This is a genomic window from Acidiluteibacter sp. (assembly GCF_055129545.1).
Map to the genome: position 1 here is coordinate 119,283 of NZ_JBSRUB010000003.1, position 13,346 is coordinate 132,628.

The following is a 13,346-nucleotide window of genomic DNA, read 5'->3' on the forward strand; positions in this document are numbered from 1 at the left end:
TAGGACAGGTTAATGTTTCTACACAACTAAAATAACTCAATGGCAAAATCACAACAAACGTATAACAAGAAAGAGAAGGAAAAAGCACGTTTAAAGAAGCGAGATGAAAAAGCGAAAAAGCGTGAAGAAAGAAAAGCTAATTCTGAAGGCGGCGGTCTTGAAAACATGATGGCATACGTCGATGAGAACGGTATGATTACCGATACTCCTCCAGATCCGTTAAAAAAGAAAAAGGTAATAAATGCCGAAAGCATTGAAATTGGGGTTCCTAGAAGAGCCGAAGAAGATGAAGAACCAACGGAAAGAACAGGAAAAGTAGCTTTCTTTAACGATTCTAAAGGATTTGGATTTATCAATGATATAGATTCTCAAGAAAAATTCTTTGTTCACGTGAATGGATTGACGGAACCAATACAAGAAAATGATAGAGTTACTTTTGAATTAGAAAGAGGATTGAAAGGCATGAATGCCATCAATGTGAAGATAATAAAGTAATCGATTGAAAATATAGTTAAGCGGCTCAGTTTTAAACCAACTGAGCCGCTTTTTTTTTGTAACATATTCACTCATTTGCTTTTCAGCTTGGTTATTTCTTCCACTTGAAACTGTATCTTTGCATCTATGAAATTTGAAGATTACTACCTCGTAGATCAATTAAAGAAAAGCATCTCTAAGATTGGTTATAAACGTCCCACAGACATTCAGTTTAAATCGATCCCGCCAATCTTAAATGGGGAAGATGTATTGGCCATTGCGCAAACAGGAACTGGAAAAACAGCAGCTTTTGCCATACCAATCATTCATACCATTCATTCTCGAAAACTAATTAAACGACCTGACGGTGTAAAATGCTTGGTCATGGCGCCGACTCACGAATTAGCCCTGCAAATCGAAAATGTCTTTAAAGTGTTGGGGAAAGGCACAAAAGTGACAACATTCTGTATTCATGGTGGTGTAGATCAAGATCCTCAGAAAGAACAATTGGAAAAGGGAGTGGATATTTTAATCGCAACTCCAGGTCGATTGTTTGATTTAGTAAGTCAAGACGTATTGAACCTCAGTCGAGTTGAGATCTTAGTGTTGGACGAAGCCGATCACATGTTGGATTTAGGATTTATAAAAGACATCAACGATTTGATGCGTCATTTGCCTAAAGCTCGACAAACTCTATTCTTTTCTGCAACCATTAACGAACGCATTAAAAAGCTAGCTTATTCATTAGTTACCAATGCGATTCGAATTCAAATTTCACCAAAAGATCCAGTTGCCAAAAACATAGAACATGCTGTCGCTTTTATAGAAATGGACGATAAGCGATTCTTCCTAGGTCATTTACTGCAAGAAAATGATGGATTAAAAACATTGGTTTTTGTGCGTACAAAAGTTCGTGCAGAACGATTGAAAAAAGCATTGGAGCGGGTTGAAATAGACTCTGAAACATTGCACAGCGATAAAGAACAAGCAGAACGAGAAAAAACAATGCGTAATTTTCGTCATGGTGATTTAAAAGTATTAATTGCCACCGATATTAGTGCAAGAGGAATAGACATTCCTGATGTAGAATACGTGATCAACTACGATTTGCCGGAGTCTCCTGAACATTACGTTCACAGAGTAGGACGTACAGGAAGGGGCGACAAGAAAGGACAAGCCATCTCATTTTGCAGCAAAGAAGAAAAGGAGATGCTTAAAACCATTGAAGAAAGTTTAGGGAAACCAATTGCTCGACTAGAGATTTCTAAAACGGACTATGATTACACGGTCAACAAAACGGAATCAAAAGAAGACGATTGGCAAGCATTGATGAATGATGCTGAAATGATTGAAAAAAAGATCAAAAAGAAGTTTAAAAAATAATTGAAACAATTACGTTAATTAAATAGTATAAAAATCATGAAAGCAATTAATTACATCACTTTAGCAATTTCTATTTGTTGCATTTGTTTGGTCGTTTATTCGTTTAAACTACAAGGTGGACTTTATGATTTCAAAACCATTACTGTTGTTGAATCTATCGTCCCAAACGGAATTGGCCGTTCTAGAATGATAGAAACACTAGAGGTGAAAGATTACAAAGAGTTTTCTAAAGTAATGTCTGAAGAAGATAATGAGCGAAATAAATCAGACAGAGGGGAAATTCGTGTAAAAAATTATGAAGAAACAAAGTTGCTAAACTTCTTTAATATCGGCGGAATTCGTTTTCAAAACATAGCTGCGAATGATGCCATCGTCAATTCAAGAGTCAGTCAATTTTTGGATGAAGGATGGGAAATTGTGAGTATCAACTCAGGAGTAGAATCAGTGGGAAGCGCTGATGACAATAACGGTTTATTCATCACGAGGTTTTACTTTAAGAAACAAATGAATTAGAAATTTTCATTACAAAATTAAAAGCCCTACTCATCATATTAGAATGAAGGGTAGGGCTTTCTTGCTAATTTAACTAATTATGACTTAAACTAAAGACAAGACAAACATTAAGATAAAAACGCTGCCTCAAATCTAAAAAAAAACAAAAATTGGATTTAATTTAAAAATTTACTAACCTAGTATTCTAAATCTAATTATTATGACAGCAACTACAAAAGTACCAACTTGGTTTAAAGTGACGGCAATCATTGCCTTAATTTGGAATTTATTAGGCGTAATTGCCTATCTAGGGCAAGCGTTTATGCCCCCAGAATTATTAGAAGCAATGCCTGAAGCTGAAAGAGCATTGTATGAAAACACACCGGCATGGGTAACTGCAGCATTTGCTACAGCAGTATGGGGTGGTGCACTGGGAAGTATACTTTTATTGTTGCGCAAAGCAGCCGCTGTTCAAGTGTTGATTATCTCCTTAATAGGAATTGTAGCCCAGCTATCGTGGAATTTATTTTTTGGCAAAACAATGGAAGTTTATGGGCCTGGCAGTATTGTAATGCCAATAATGGTATTATTAATCGGAATCTATTTGGTTTTCTTTGCCAAAAGTTCAAAAGCTAAAGGTTGGATAAACTAATTTAAGGGAGTTTGAGCCAGATCAACTATTTTTAATAGGCTCTATTTCCTGAAGTAGGGCCCTTTTTTAATATTGAATGTTATAAATACTCTATTGGATTATTAATTTGAGGTTTAAACTAATAAAAATAGTCATTCGATAATGGGATTAAACCCTACAATAATCGATAGTCCAACAAGAATGATTGTTGGACTGTCGGTACAAATGAGTTACAACAATATGCCAATCCCTCAACTGTGGGAGAAATTTAAACCCATGGTTGGGGAAATTGCGCATAAAAAGGAGGCCTTGTTTTATGCCATTCAAGTATACACGAAAGGTCATTTTGAGACTTTTGATCCTGAAAAGGAGTTTGAAGTTTGGGCAGGTGTAGAAGTGACTAATTATTCAGCGGTTTCGAATGCGTTTTCTAGAATAGAAATTGCAGCAGGCAAGTATGCTGTATTTACATTAATCGGTTTGGAAATAGGTAATTTATATGCTCGAATTCTCTCAGAATGGATCCCTAATTCGGGTTATTCCTTAGCCGATCGACCGCACTTTCAAGTCATGGGTGCTCAATACAAAAACAAACAACCTGATTCTGAAGAAGAGGTATGGGTTCCCTTTCGATGAGCGGTACTTTTGTCAGTATTTCAACTCACTGTTGTCCGACAAAAAATAAAAGCATATCGAATTAAAATAGATATTAAATCATATCTAAGTTGTAATCATCACTCAATTCATTAAAAATAAAAAATCCATTTAATTAATGTTAAATAGGGCTTACTTTTTTTGATTTATATTTTTCATTTTTTTGTCCGCCAAAAAAACGAAACAAAAAAAGCTCGTCCTTTGAATTTTTATTTCCTCCAAATTTTATAAATCCTAAGTTCAGCCGGGTGATCTCCAATCACAGATTGGAGCTTCCCGGTTTCTCTAGGGATTCATTTTATTTTCCAAAAACAAAAATTCAAGGGACAACATCAAAATTAGCATTTGTTTTCAATTCGAAATTTTAATCGGACAACAATGATTTCGAATACAAAATTTTATAACCTTTAGCTTCAATTTTCAATAGTTGTTAAAATAGGATAAATCCGTTTCTTCTTCTTCCTGTTTACCTCCATTTTTTATGTTTCTGCCTTTATAGGTATGGTAGTTGTTCCGATAGAGGTAATTCTAAAACATAAAAAAAACGAGATGAGTAAAACGATATTATTAAATAATCGCCCGGAAGGGACACCAGAATTATCAGACTTTAAAATTATTGAAGAAGAAACACCGAAACCAGTTGATGGGGAAGTGTTATTGAAAACACGTTATGTTTCTGTAGATCCTTATTTGAGAGGGAGAATGCGTGATCAGAAATCATACATTCCACCTTTTAAGCTAAATGAGCCTATTTCATCTGGCGTGATCGCAGAAGTAATGGAATCCAATCACAACAGCTTTAAGAAAGGAGATTTTGTCAGTGGAATGTTGGCATGGAGTCAATTTCAAGTCTCTAATGGGAAAGGATTGACAAAATTAGATCCAGAAGCAGCCCCTTTATCAGCTTACCTTGGTGTAGTTGGAATGACTGGATTAACCGCCTATTTTGGATTGATGGACATTGGGAAACCTAAGAAAGGTGAAACCATAGTCGTTTCAGGAGCTGCAGGAGCAGTGGGAAGCGTGGTAGGACAAATTGGAAAGATTAACGGCTGCCGCGTGATTGGAATAGCAGGAACGGACGAAAAAGTAGAGCTACTAAAATCCAAGTTTGGTTTCGATGCTGCAATCAATTACAAAACAACGACTGACATGAAGGCAGCTATTGCTGAAGTGGCACCAGAAGGAGTAGATGTTTATTTTGATAATGTAGGTGGAGAGATTACAGATGCTGTGATGCAAAATGTAGCAAGAAATGCTAGAGTAGTAGTCTGTGGCGCAATTTCTGTCTATAATGACTCCGAACCCCCAATGGGTCCTCGTGTAACTCCTACGCTCATTAAAAATAGTGTGTTGATGCAAGGATTCACAGTTGGGAATTATGCGAATCAATTTGAGGAAGGAATGAAACAATTGTCAGCTTGGTTAAAAAATGATCAACTGAACTATTCAGAAACAATCGTGGAAGGCTTTGAGCAAATTCCACAAGCTTTTTTAGACCTCTTTGAAGGAAAAAATAAAGGGAAAATGATTGTAAAGATTTAAATCGAATCCATTAATTGATTCATTATTCATTAAAAAAATAAAGAAACATGACTATCGAGAAAAAACAAGTATTAGTAGCAGGAGCAAACGGAACAACAGGAAAATTCATTGTCAATTTATTGAAGGATTCTACCGCATACGAACCAATTGCAATGGTACGAAAAGAAGAACAACAACAATCCTTTGAAAAAAATCAGATAAAAACAGTCTTAGCGGATTTAGAAGGTGATATCAATCATGCGTTAAAAGGCATTGACAAAGTCATTTTTGCAGCAGGTTCAAAAGGAACCAATGTTATTGGTGTCGACCAAGAAGGCGCCAAGAAGTTGATGACAGCAGGAAAAGAAGCAGGCATTTCAAAATACGTCATGTTGAGTTCTATGGGAGCTGATAATCCATCCAAAGCAGAAGACTTGAAAGATTATTTAGTTGCCAAACAAAACGCCGATAAATTCTTGAGGGCTTCTGGGTTAAATTATACGATTGTACGACCAGGCACATTGACGAATGAAGATGGAAATGGAAAGATTGAATTAGAAGAAAAATTAGGAAAAAGAGGAAAAATTACCAGACAAGATGTGGCTAAAACATTGGTTGAAGTATTGGATGATAACATATTGTTGAACCAAACTGTTGAGATCTTGAGTGGTGAAGAATTAATCATAGAAGCGGTAAATTAAAGGTTCTAAATTAGATATTTGAAATTTTACCGTTTACGAAAAACATTAACTTAAAAAAGAGAAAATATGAAATTTAAAAGATCAGCGAGTGCTCAATGGAAGGGCAGTGGAAAAGAAGGAAAAGGAACGATAACGACACAAAGCACTGTATTGGATAGTGCTCAGTATTCATTTGGAACTCGATTTGAGAATGGAAAAGGAACCAATCCGGAAGAATTAATTGGTGCAGCACACTCTGGTTGTTTTGCCATGCAATTGAGCTTTTTATTGGGCGAAGAAGGATTTACTCCTGAATCGTTGGATGTGAAAGCAGATGTAAATTTTGAGGATGGAGAAATCAAGCTCATTACTTTACATTTAAAAGGCAGTGTTCCAAAAATAGAGGAGACAAAATTCAAAGAAATTGCGACTAAAGCAAAAGAAGTTTGTCCCATTTCAAAATTATTGAATACTAAAATTGAGCTAAATGCAGAACTCCTATAAAATAACGGAGTGATTGAAAAAGTTAAAGCCATCTCGAAAGGGATGGCTTTTTTTTGTCTAAAAACTGTTTTAAATCTTTGGGATAAAACTTAGATTAGCACTGGAAATAAAAAAGATATGAATCGATTCGACCGAGTAACCGCACTATTAATTCAACTCCAATCCAAAAAAGTAGTGAAAGCGCAAGATTTGGCCGATCGGTTTGAGATTAGCCTGCGGACAGTTTACAGAGACATTAGAACGTTAGAAGAAGCTGGAGTTCCCATTTATGGAGAGGCAGGAGTGGGTTATTCCATCATGGAAGGTTATCGACTGCCACCAGTATTGTTTACCCGTGAAGAAGCGACGGCATTAGTAGCAGCTGAAAAAATGATGGAAAATTTTACCGATTCTGCCACTCAAAAGAACTTTCAGTCTTTTCTATTTAAAGTGAAATCGGTATTGAATACCAATGAAAAAGACATGGTGGAATCATTGGAAGATCAGATCTTAATTCGGAAAAGGAAAAAGCCAGCTGCCGGACCTGAGAATGCATTGGACATCGTACTGAAATCTATTTCTAGTAAATCTGCCATCCGAATTCAGTATAAAGCATTTGGAAAAGAGGCATTGACCAATAGAATAGTGGAACCCATTGGAGTTTATCATGAAGAAGAAAATTGGTACACCGTTGGATTTTGTCATTTGCGACAAGAATATCGAAATTTTCGAGTAGATCGGATGGAATCTATTGAAATGCTAAACACCAAACAAACGGAAGAACGAATCTCCTTCTCCGATTATCAAAAGCTAAATAATGAATTTCCTGATTCTTGCGAAAAAGTAAAAGTAGTGCTCCAAATAGATGAAAAAATTGCACGATTCTTAAGTAATCGCAAACAGTTTTACGGATTTATTTCAGAGAGAAATTTAGGAGATATTGTAGAAATGACTTTTGAAACCACCTACTTAAATGACGCCTTTGCAAGGTGGTTGTTGATGTTTGCAGACTATGCAACAATCCTAGAGCCATTGAGTTTGAAGGATAGAATGATGGAAATTATTCAACAAATTGAAGAAAAACATCAATTGCAGAAATCCTACTGACAAAGGGTTGTCACTGGCTGCATTTAGATTTGTAGTCTAAACCAACAAACCCAAGTTCCATGGAGTTAGTAGAAGTAGCAGTTGCCAATCAAGTATTCGTGTATCGCACCAACGTAAAGGATGAGACCGTAGCTGAAATTATTGAATCTCAATTAATGACCTTAGAAGGGATTTTTGAAGTTAGTTTCGATTTAGAAGATTGGGAGAATGTACTAAGAGTGGTTGGAAATGGCGCGATCGAAATTAAATCCATTCAACAACTCATTAGTAATTTTGGATATTCAATTAGTGAATTAGAATAGAAGTAAATTTTTTTATTTTAAGCAGTTAGCTCAATTTATTTAAACTTATTTATTAAGTAAGTCGATTCGTTTTAGTAGTATAATTTTCTTTTTATTGCTCATATTATATATCCTTATCCCCAAATTCAGGGAGAAGTAAATTTCACGGTATCCAGTCAGAAAACAGGGTTTAAATCTTTTCATATTTGCAGCGTCAATTAGACAAACATTAAAAATTGAAAAGATGAAAACATTAACATTTACAATTATCATTCTTCTCCAGATAGCTACTCCATTATTGGCACAATACTCTTCTACCAACCAAATTCAAGTGAACACTCAAGTGGAAGATGGAATCACCATTTTAAATTGGGAGGTAAACCGAGAAGTAAACAGTAGCTATTTTATAATTGAACGATCCATTAATAACGAGGCATTTGAGGTGATTGATACCAAAAAAGCAAATAGTTCGACCTTCAAAACGACCCATTACAACTACGAAGATGTTGAAAACACTTCCAGAAATTCGCAATACCGTGTCAAACTGGTTCTAATGGATGGACGTGTTAATTACGCAACTACTGAAATAACCATTGATTCCAACTTCGCAAGGATTGTTGCAAAGTAATTAATAATCAGCTAAATTTAGTTGCACAAAATTTCTATTTAATTCACTTAAATCCATAAAAATGAATAATGAAGAATCGAACACAGCGCCTATTAATGTTAGAGGAATGTACTTTTATCCTGATGGAAAAGTTGGAATCAATTATTTAATTGGTTTAGCTGACCTTCATGAAGCAGAGGGTCTTCAAAACAGCTTCTTCTGGGCTAGTGCTAGTGAATCCTCAGTTGAATTCTGTTATAATTATAATGGATTTGAGCCTAGTTCAGAAGTAAAAACATACTTGATACCTCCTTTTTATAATCAACAATTTTTGGGAGGTGAATTAAAGGAGTATTCATTAGAAGTTACCAATTTCACAAATACTTCAGAAACGCAAACAACTAAAATAAAGCCAACTAAATCAAAGGGGTTGGGATTGGAAAGTCATGAGTTGGATCAACCTAGAGTTGTAATCATAAAGAGTTCAACCAATTCGGCTAATTATTTTGTTTTAATTTTTGTAAAAACAGAGGTTGCTAACGACAGAAATTTACAAGTTGGCACATCGGAATCCTCTATAAATTGTTCATACACTCCCAACCAAACTTCACCAATAACCGAGTCAGAATACGTAGTAGCAGTTACTTTGATTCCTTCAACAAAAGACCAATTCACTGAAGTGGTGATTACCAATAACGATGGTGGAACAACAACCACTGAGATTACAACTGAAATGTATGACAACTCTGATTCAATTTAAACTATAAGTATTGAGCAAGTTAAAAACACTTCTACTGGTTGTTATTACCATATTGTCTTTTTCAAAGGGTTCTTCACAAACTCTAGATACGACTGCATTAATGGATAAAGTTTACAAAGCATTTGAGTTGGAAAACTCGAATCCTGAAGGCGCTTTACTATTGGCAAAAGAGGTTTTAAGAACTTCAGAACAATTCAATTATGAAAAGGGAATTGCCTATGGTTGTTTGCGGATTGGATCTATTTGGAATTCTAAAGGAAAGAATGGTAATGCACTAAATTATATTCAGAGAGCCTATGAAATTCGGAAGAAATTGAATGATTATGAAGGTGCCGCGAGTGCTTGTAATGAGTTGGTTTATATTCATACAGAAACAGGAAAGTTAGAATTAGCGTTCAATTTTGCTTTGGAATCAGTTCGATTTAGTGAGTTATCAGGAGATACAATAAGTTTGGTAAATTCTTTGAATGAATTGGGAGTATTGTATTCTCGATATAGAAATGATGCGTCAAATGAATATTTCGAAAAGGCATTACAACTTGCCAAATTAATACATTATGATATTGGAATAGCGCATGCTGAAGGAAACTTCGGAATGTATTATTTTTCCAAAAAAAACTACAATCAGGCAATAGTACATTTTGGTTTAGCTATAAAATTATTTCAATATTTAGGTGATCATTTAAATACAGCAAATTTATTGAGCAATTATGCTTCAGCAAAGGCAGAGTTAGGAGACTATTTATCAGCAAGTAATTATTATAGCAAAGCACTAAAGATTTATAATCAGATTGATTTAGAAACCAGTCAACCTCTTTTATATTACAATTTAGCGAATGTCTATAATAAAAGAAACATGCCGGATAGTGCCATTTATTATGCAAAATTCGCATTAAATGATGCTGAAAAGAGAGGAGATTTAAATATTCAATTAGAGTTAAAGCGTGCGTTAGCAATTGCATATAGTGATCAAGCTGATTTTAAAAATGCCTACCTCAATCAAGTTGAATACTCCAAGATAAGTGACTCATTATTAAACTCTGAGAAAGTTTCTAGTATTTCCGAAATGCAAACCAAATATGAAACTGAAAAAAAGGAGCAACAGATTGAGGTATTGAATGAAAAAAACAAAACGAAAGAGGCGGAAAGAAAGGTATTTTTAAGAACAGCCACTATTATCGGATTGCTGTTAATTGCAGCCCTTGTTTTCTTTATTCAACGAAGTAGAATGGCGAAGAAAAATGCGCTGATTACTGAGCAACGCATTGAAGCAATCCTAGATGAACAAGAAATTAATACCTACAACGCTATGCTAGAAGGGCAAGAAGAAGAACGTATGCGTATTGCCACAGATTTACATGATCGATTGGGCAGTATGCTTTCCACCGTTAAATTACTATTTTCTGCTTTGGACGAAAAAATTGACCTCAATCAATTGGAAAACAGACAACAATATGAGAAAGCCAATTACTTGATTGACGAAGCCTGTGTAGAAGTGAGAAGAATCTCGCACAACTTAGGAACTGGAATGGTTGCAAACTTTGGCTTAAACAGGGCATTGGAAGAGCTGTGCGAAAGTATTGATCAAACTCGAAAGATACATTGCCAACTTCAAATTTTTGGCATTACAGAATTGAACTTGCCCATAAACATAGAAGTAGGAATCTATCGGATGGTGCAAGAAATAGTAAACAATAGCCTCAAGCATTCCCAGGCAAAGAACCTGAACATTCAACTGAACCAAGAAGAAGATTTAGTAAGAGTGATGGTTGAAGATGATGGAATAGGATTTAACATTGATGAATCTGGAGAGAAAGGAGGCATGGGATTGTCCAATTTGGAACAACGAGCCACTAAACTAAACGGAACGCTGCATATCGACTCACAAAAAGGCAAAGGCGTTACCACAATAATCGAAATTCCATTAAATTTAGACGCATGATAAAAGTTGTGATAGTTGATGATCATCAGATTTTTGTGGACGGCGTTAAGGCTCTTTTGGAACAAATGAACGAAATTACCGTGGTTGGTGAAGCAAACAATGGAGTTGAACTGATTGAATGTCTATCCAAAACGGAATGCGATGTGGTTCTGATGGATGTTAATATGCCAATAATGGATGGAGTAGAAGCCACCCAAAAAGTAACGGCGGCTTATCCCAACTTAAAAGTATTAATGCTGACCATGCACGACAGAGCAGTTTATATTGAGAAATTGATCAAAGCAGGTGCATCTGGGTATGTATTGAAAAATACCAAAAAGGAAGAGCTTCAAACGGCTATAACAGCCGTTTATAAGGGAGAAACCTATTACAGTGCTGAAGTTACAAAGCGAATAATGGAAGGGCTGCAGAGGAAAAGTAGTGCCCAAAAAAGTGTGGGAAATGTTTCCTTAACTGATCGAGAAATAGAAGTAATTAAGCTAATTGTAAAAGAATTGACGACGCATGAGATTGCTGATGAATTGTGCATTAGCCACCATACGGTGGAATCTCACCGAAAGAATTTAATCAGCAAACTCCAAGTAAGAGGGATCAGTGGGTTGGTAAAATATGCAGTAGAATCAGGCTTGGCGGATTAATAGTCGGTTAATTGAAAACTAACCAAATCTAGTGGAGTAGTTTTAATCCTGGTAATTATAAAATTCAAGTGCAAACAGAAAACGGCATGGAAGTGAAGAAGTTTGTGAAGCAGTGATTTAAATAAATTAGTATTTTGTGCGCTTTAAACCTTAAAACATCTTTATGAAAAATGTTTCTTTTAAAAGTGCTATTCTTTTGGCGCTAATTCAATTTATTTTGATTGTACCTTATAGTGAGGCTCAAACTGTAAGGTTTGGAGCAGATGGTAAGGGAGAAAACTATTACTCATCTAAAATGAATCCAATGGGGTATTGTAATGGTGATTACTATTCAACTTTTACGAATGACCTTGGAAAGGTATTTTTAGAAAAAGTAAATAAAAATTTGAATCTATTGTGGTCAAAAAAGATATTGAAGATATCTCCCCAATCATATAGTTATGGTATTATTTACAAAAACAAAATCCATTTATTTTATGGCGAGTTCAATAACTCGAAAAGTACTTTTGAAGTAAAGTGTCAGGTTTATAACCTTGAAGGAGAAGAGTTGGAAATAAAAACAATAGGTGAAGTTTCCTATAAAGGAGCGCTTAATTATGGTGAAGTAGAATTCTTAGCTGAAAAATCAGCTGATGATAGTCAAGTTGCTATTTTAGTGCAGGTCACTGTTGATAAATATATGAAATCACAAGCTACCATCTTTTCTATTGAGATGAGTGATTTGGGAAATGTAAATCAGCATTTAATAGAACAGAAACATCCTACTGAACAGAGTACTCAAATTAGAGATTTGGTAATTAGTAATTCAGGGCATGTTTATGGAATTCTTCGTCATTATTGGAATAGCTCAAAAAATAATGACTGGATTCTTTCAGTAAATGAAGAAGGGGAAAAAAATGTCAAGCCATTAGAATTTAAAGAAAATTCGTTCTGGTATTCATCAATGGCATTGGATGAGACTAAAGATGAAATCAATATTGCGGGTTTATATGTTAGTAAGACTGCAGATGAGGATAATAGATATCAAGGGTTCTATTTTGCCAAATACGATGCCGAGACCTTAGAAATAAAGTCTTTGGATTCTAGACCAATAGATGCTGAATTAATGACCTTTTTGGATGCAAGATTTAAAACCAATAAAAGTGAAGTTCAGTTTACCGGATTTTATTACCCACAGGTATTTCCTGCAAACAATGGTGGAGGATTTATTATTTTTGAGCATGACAACGCTTATGTTGCATCTGACTTAATTATATTTAATTATGATGAAGAAGGTAAGTTGAATGAACGTTGGATGCTACCTAAATACAATACTGGATCACAAGCGAATGGCTATTTTGCAAGTGTAGCTAACGAATCACTTAATATTATCTATAACGATAACGATAAGAATAGACTATCGAAAGATATGAGTGGAGCATCTCCAGCATTTAAACCGGTTCATAAAAAAACAATAACATTACTTACTGAAATAGAAGCGGGGACAGCTCCTAGAAAAAAGGTTCTTTTTAATGTAGGAGAGAAAGGTGGTTTTTTTGTAATTAACAAAGCAATTAAAGTAGATCAAGACATTTTTTTCCAAATTGCAGATGATAAGAAACATCGATATGGAATTATAAAGATGTAATTTCATCTAAAGAGTAAGCACAATAAGATAGTTCATAGTGAACTACAAATAATAAAGATTCAG

At 35.0% G+C, this 13,346-nt stretch carries 15 protein-coding genes; all 15 read left to right on the forward strand.

Annotated elements, in window-relative coordinates; translation table 11 throughout:
* The first annotated feature begins 39 nt into the window (after positions 1 to 39).
* The 15 genes from ACTB0X_RS00865 (at position 40) to ACTB0X_RS00935 (ending at position 13,283) form a co-directional block, all read left to right on the forward strand.
* Positions 40 to 495: a cold-shock protein gene (locus ACTB0X_RS00865; protein WP_463023080.1), complete on the forward strand. Its 456-nt coding sequence runs from the start codon at positions 40 to 42 to the stop codon at positions 493 to 495.
* Positions 496 to 621: 126 nt separating this feature from the next.
* Complete coding sequence (locus ACTB0X_RS00870) at positions 622 to 1,857, forward strand: DEAD/DEAH box helicase (RefSeq protein WP_463023081.1); 1,236 nt, start codon at positions 622 to 624, stop codon at positions 1,855 to 1,857.
* A gap of 36 nt (positions 1,858 to 1,893) precedes the next feature.
* Positions 1,894 to 2,370, forward strand: coding sequence for a hypothetical protein (locus ACTB0X_RS00875; RefSeq protein ID WP_463023082.1), 477 nt, complete (start codon positions 1,894 to 1,896; stop codon positions 2,368 to 2,370).
* Between the two features lie 199 nt (positions 2,371 to 2,569).
* Entirely contained in the window at positions 2,570 to 3,001 is a 432-nt protein-coding gene (locus tag ACTB0X_RS00880; protein ID WP_463023083.1) for a hypothetical protein, read from the forward strand.
* A gap of 141 nt (positions 3,002 to 3,142) precedes the next feature.
* On the forward strand, positions 3,143 to 3,616 hold the full coding sequence (locus ACTB0X_RS00885) for a GyrI-like domain-containing protein (protein WP_463023085.1): 474 nt from the start codon (positions 3,143 to 3,145) through the stop codon (positions 3,614 to 3,616).
* A 567-nt stretch (positions 3,617 to 4,183) separates the two neighbouring features.
* Positions 4,184 to 5,179: an NADP-dependent oxidoreductase gene (locus ACTB0X_RS00890; RefSeq protein ID WP_463023086.1), complete on the forward strand. Its 996-nt coding sequence runs from the start codon at positions 4,184 to 4,186 to the stop codon at positions 5,177 to 5,179.
* Positions 5,180 to 5,226: 47 nt separating this feature from the next.
* Positions 5,227 to 5,859, forward strand: coding sequence for an SDR family oxidoreductase (locus ACTB0X_RS00895; RefSeq protein ID WP_463023087.1), 633 nt, complete (start codon positions 5,227 to 5,229; stop codon positions 5,857 to 5,859).
* Positions 5,860 to 5,925: 66 nt separating this feature from the next.
* Positions 5,926 to 6,342: an OsmC family protein gene (locus ACTB0X_RS00900; protein ID WP_463023088.1), complete on the forward strand. Its 417-nt coding sequence runs from the start codon at positions 5,926 to 5,928 to the stop codon at positions 6,340 to 6,342.
* Positions 6,343 to 6,459: 117 nt separating this feature from the next.
* Complete coding sequence (locus ACTB0X_RS00905; RefSeq protein WP_463023089.1) at positions 6,460 to 7,428, forward strand: helix-turn-helix transcriptional regulator; 969 nt, start codon at positions 6,460 to 6,462, stop codon at positions 7,426 to 7,428.
* A 59-nt stretch (positions 7,429 to 7,487) separates the two neighbouring features.
* Positions 7,488 to 7,730, forward strand: a complete 243-nt coding sequence (locus tag ACTB0X_RS00910; RefSeq protein WP_463023090.1) for a hypothetical protein — start codon at positions 7,488 to 7,490, stop codon at positions 7,728 to 7,730.
* Positions 7,731 to 7,953: 223 nt separating this feature from the next.
* The gene (locus tag ACTB0X_RS00915) at positions 7,954 to 8,337 is read left to right on the forward strand and encodes a hypothetical protein (protein ID WP_463023091.1); all 384 of its coding nucleotides are present in this window, start codon (positions 7,954 to 7,956) and stop codon (positions 8,335 to 8,337) included.
* Between the two features lie 61 nt (positions 8,338 to 8,398).
* Positions 8,399 to 9,076, forward strand: coding sequence for a hypothetical protein (locus ACTB0X_RS00920; protein WP_463023092.1), 678 nt, complete (start codon positions 8,399 to 8,401; stop codon positions 9,074 to 9,076).
* 10 nt (positions 9,077 to 9,086) lie between these two features.
* Positions 9,087 to 11,018: a tetratricopeptide repeat-containing sensor histidine kinase gene (locus tag ACTB0X_RS00925; protein WP_463023093.1), complete on the forward strand. Its 1,932-nt coding sequence runs from the start codon at positions 9,087 to 9,089 to the stop codon at positions 11,016 to 11,018.
* Positions 11,015 to 11,656 (forward strand): response regulator, encoded by a 642-nt coding sequence (locus ACTB0X_RS00930; RefSeq protein WP_463023094.1) that lies wholly within the window; start codon positions 11,015 to 11,017, stop codon positions 11,654 to 11,656. Before ACTB0X_RS00925 ends, ACTB0X_RS00930 begins: the two co-directional genes overlap by 4 nt.
* Before the next feature lie 163 nt (positions 11,657 to 11,819).
* Positions 11,820 to 13,283, forward strand: coding sequence for a hypothetical protein (locus ACTB0X_RS00935; RefSeq protein WP_463023095.1), 1,464 nt, complete (start codon positions 11,820 to 11,822; stop codon positions 13,281 to 13,283).
* The last annotated feature ends 63 nt before the right edge of the window (positions 13,284 to 13,346 follow it).

Excerpts from the sequence above, each read along its gene's own strand:
- ACTB0X_RS00865 (WP_463023080.1), top strand. The coding sequence starts at position 40 with ATGGCAAAATCACAACAAACGTATAACAAGAAAGAGAAGGAAAAAGCA.
- ACTB0X_RS00870 (WP_463023081.1), top strand. The coding sequence starts at position 622 with ATGAAATTTGAAGATTACTACCTCGTAGATCAATTAAAGAAAAGCATC.
- ACTB0X_RS00875 (WP_463023082.1), top strand. The coding sequence starts at position 1,894 with ATGAAAGCAATTAATTACATCACTTTAGCAATTTCTATTTGTTGCATT.
- ACTB0X_RS00880 (WP_463023083.1), top strand. The coding sequence starts at position 2,570 with ATGACAGCAACTACAAAAGTACCAACTTGGTTTAAAGTGACGGCAATC.
- ACTB0X_RS00885 (WP_463023085.1), top strand. The coding sequence starts at position 3,143 with ATGGGATTAAACCCTACAATAATCGATAGTCCAACAAGAATGATTGTT.
- ACTB0X_RS00890 (WP_463023086.1), top strand. The coding sequence starts at position 4,184 with ATGAGTAAAACGATATTATTAAATAATCGCCCGGAAGGGACACCAGAA.
- ACTB0X_RS00895 (WP_463023087.1), top strand. The coding sequence starts at position 5,227 with ATGACTATCGAGAAAAAACAAGTATTAGTAGCAGGAGCAAACGGAACA.
- ACTB0X_RS00900 (WP_463023088.1), top strand. The coding sequence starts at position 5,926 with ATGAAATTTAAAAGATCAGCGAGTGCTCAATGGAAGGGCAGTGGAAAA.
- ACTB0X_RS00905 (WP_463023089.1), top strand. The coding sequence starts at position 6,460 with ATGAATCGATTCGACCGAGTAACCGCACTATTAATTCAACTCCAATCC.
- ACTB0X_RS00910 (WP_463023090.1), top strand. The coding sequence starts at position 7,488 with ATGGAGTTAGTAGAAGTAGCAGTTGCCAATCAAGTATTCGTGTATCGC.
- ACTB0X_RS00915 (WP_463023091.1), top strand. The coding sequence starts at position 7,954 with ATGAAAACATTAACATTTACAATTATCATTCTTCTCCAGATAGCTACT.
- ACTB0X_RS00920 (WP_463023092.1), top strand. The coding sequence starts at position 8,399 with ATGAATAATGAAGAATCGAACACAGCGCCTATTAATGTTAGAGGAATG.
- ACTB0X_RS00930 (WP_463023094.1), top strand. The coding sequence starts at position 11,015 with ATGATAAAAGTTGTGATAGTTGATGATCATCAGATTTTTGTGGACGGC.
- ACTB0X_RS00935 (WP_463023095.1), top strand. The coding sequence starts at position 11,820 with ATGAAAAATGTTTCTTTTAAAAGTGCTATTCTTTTGGCGCTAATTCAA.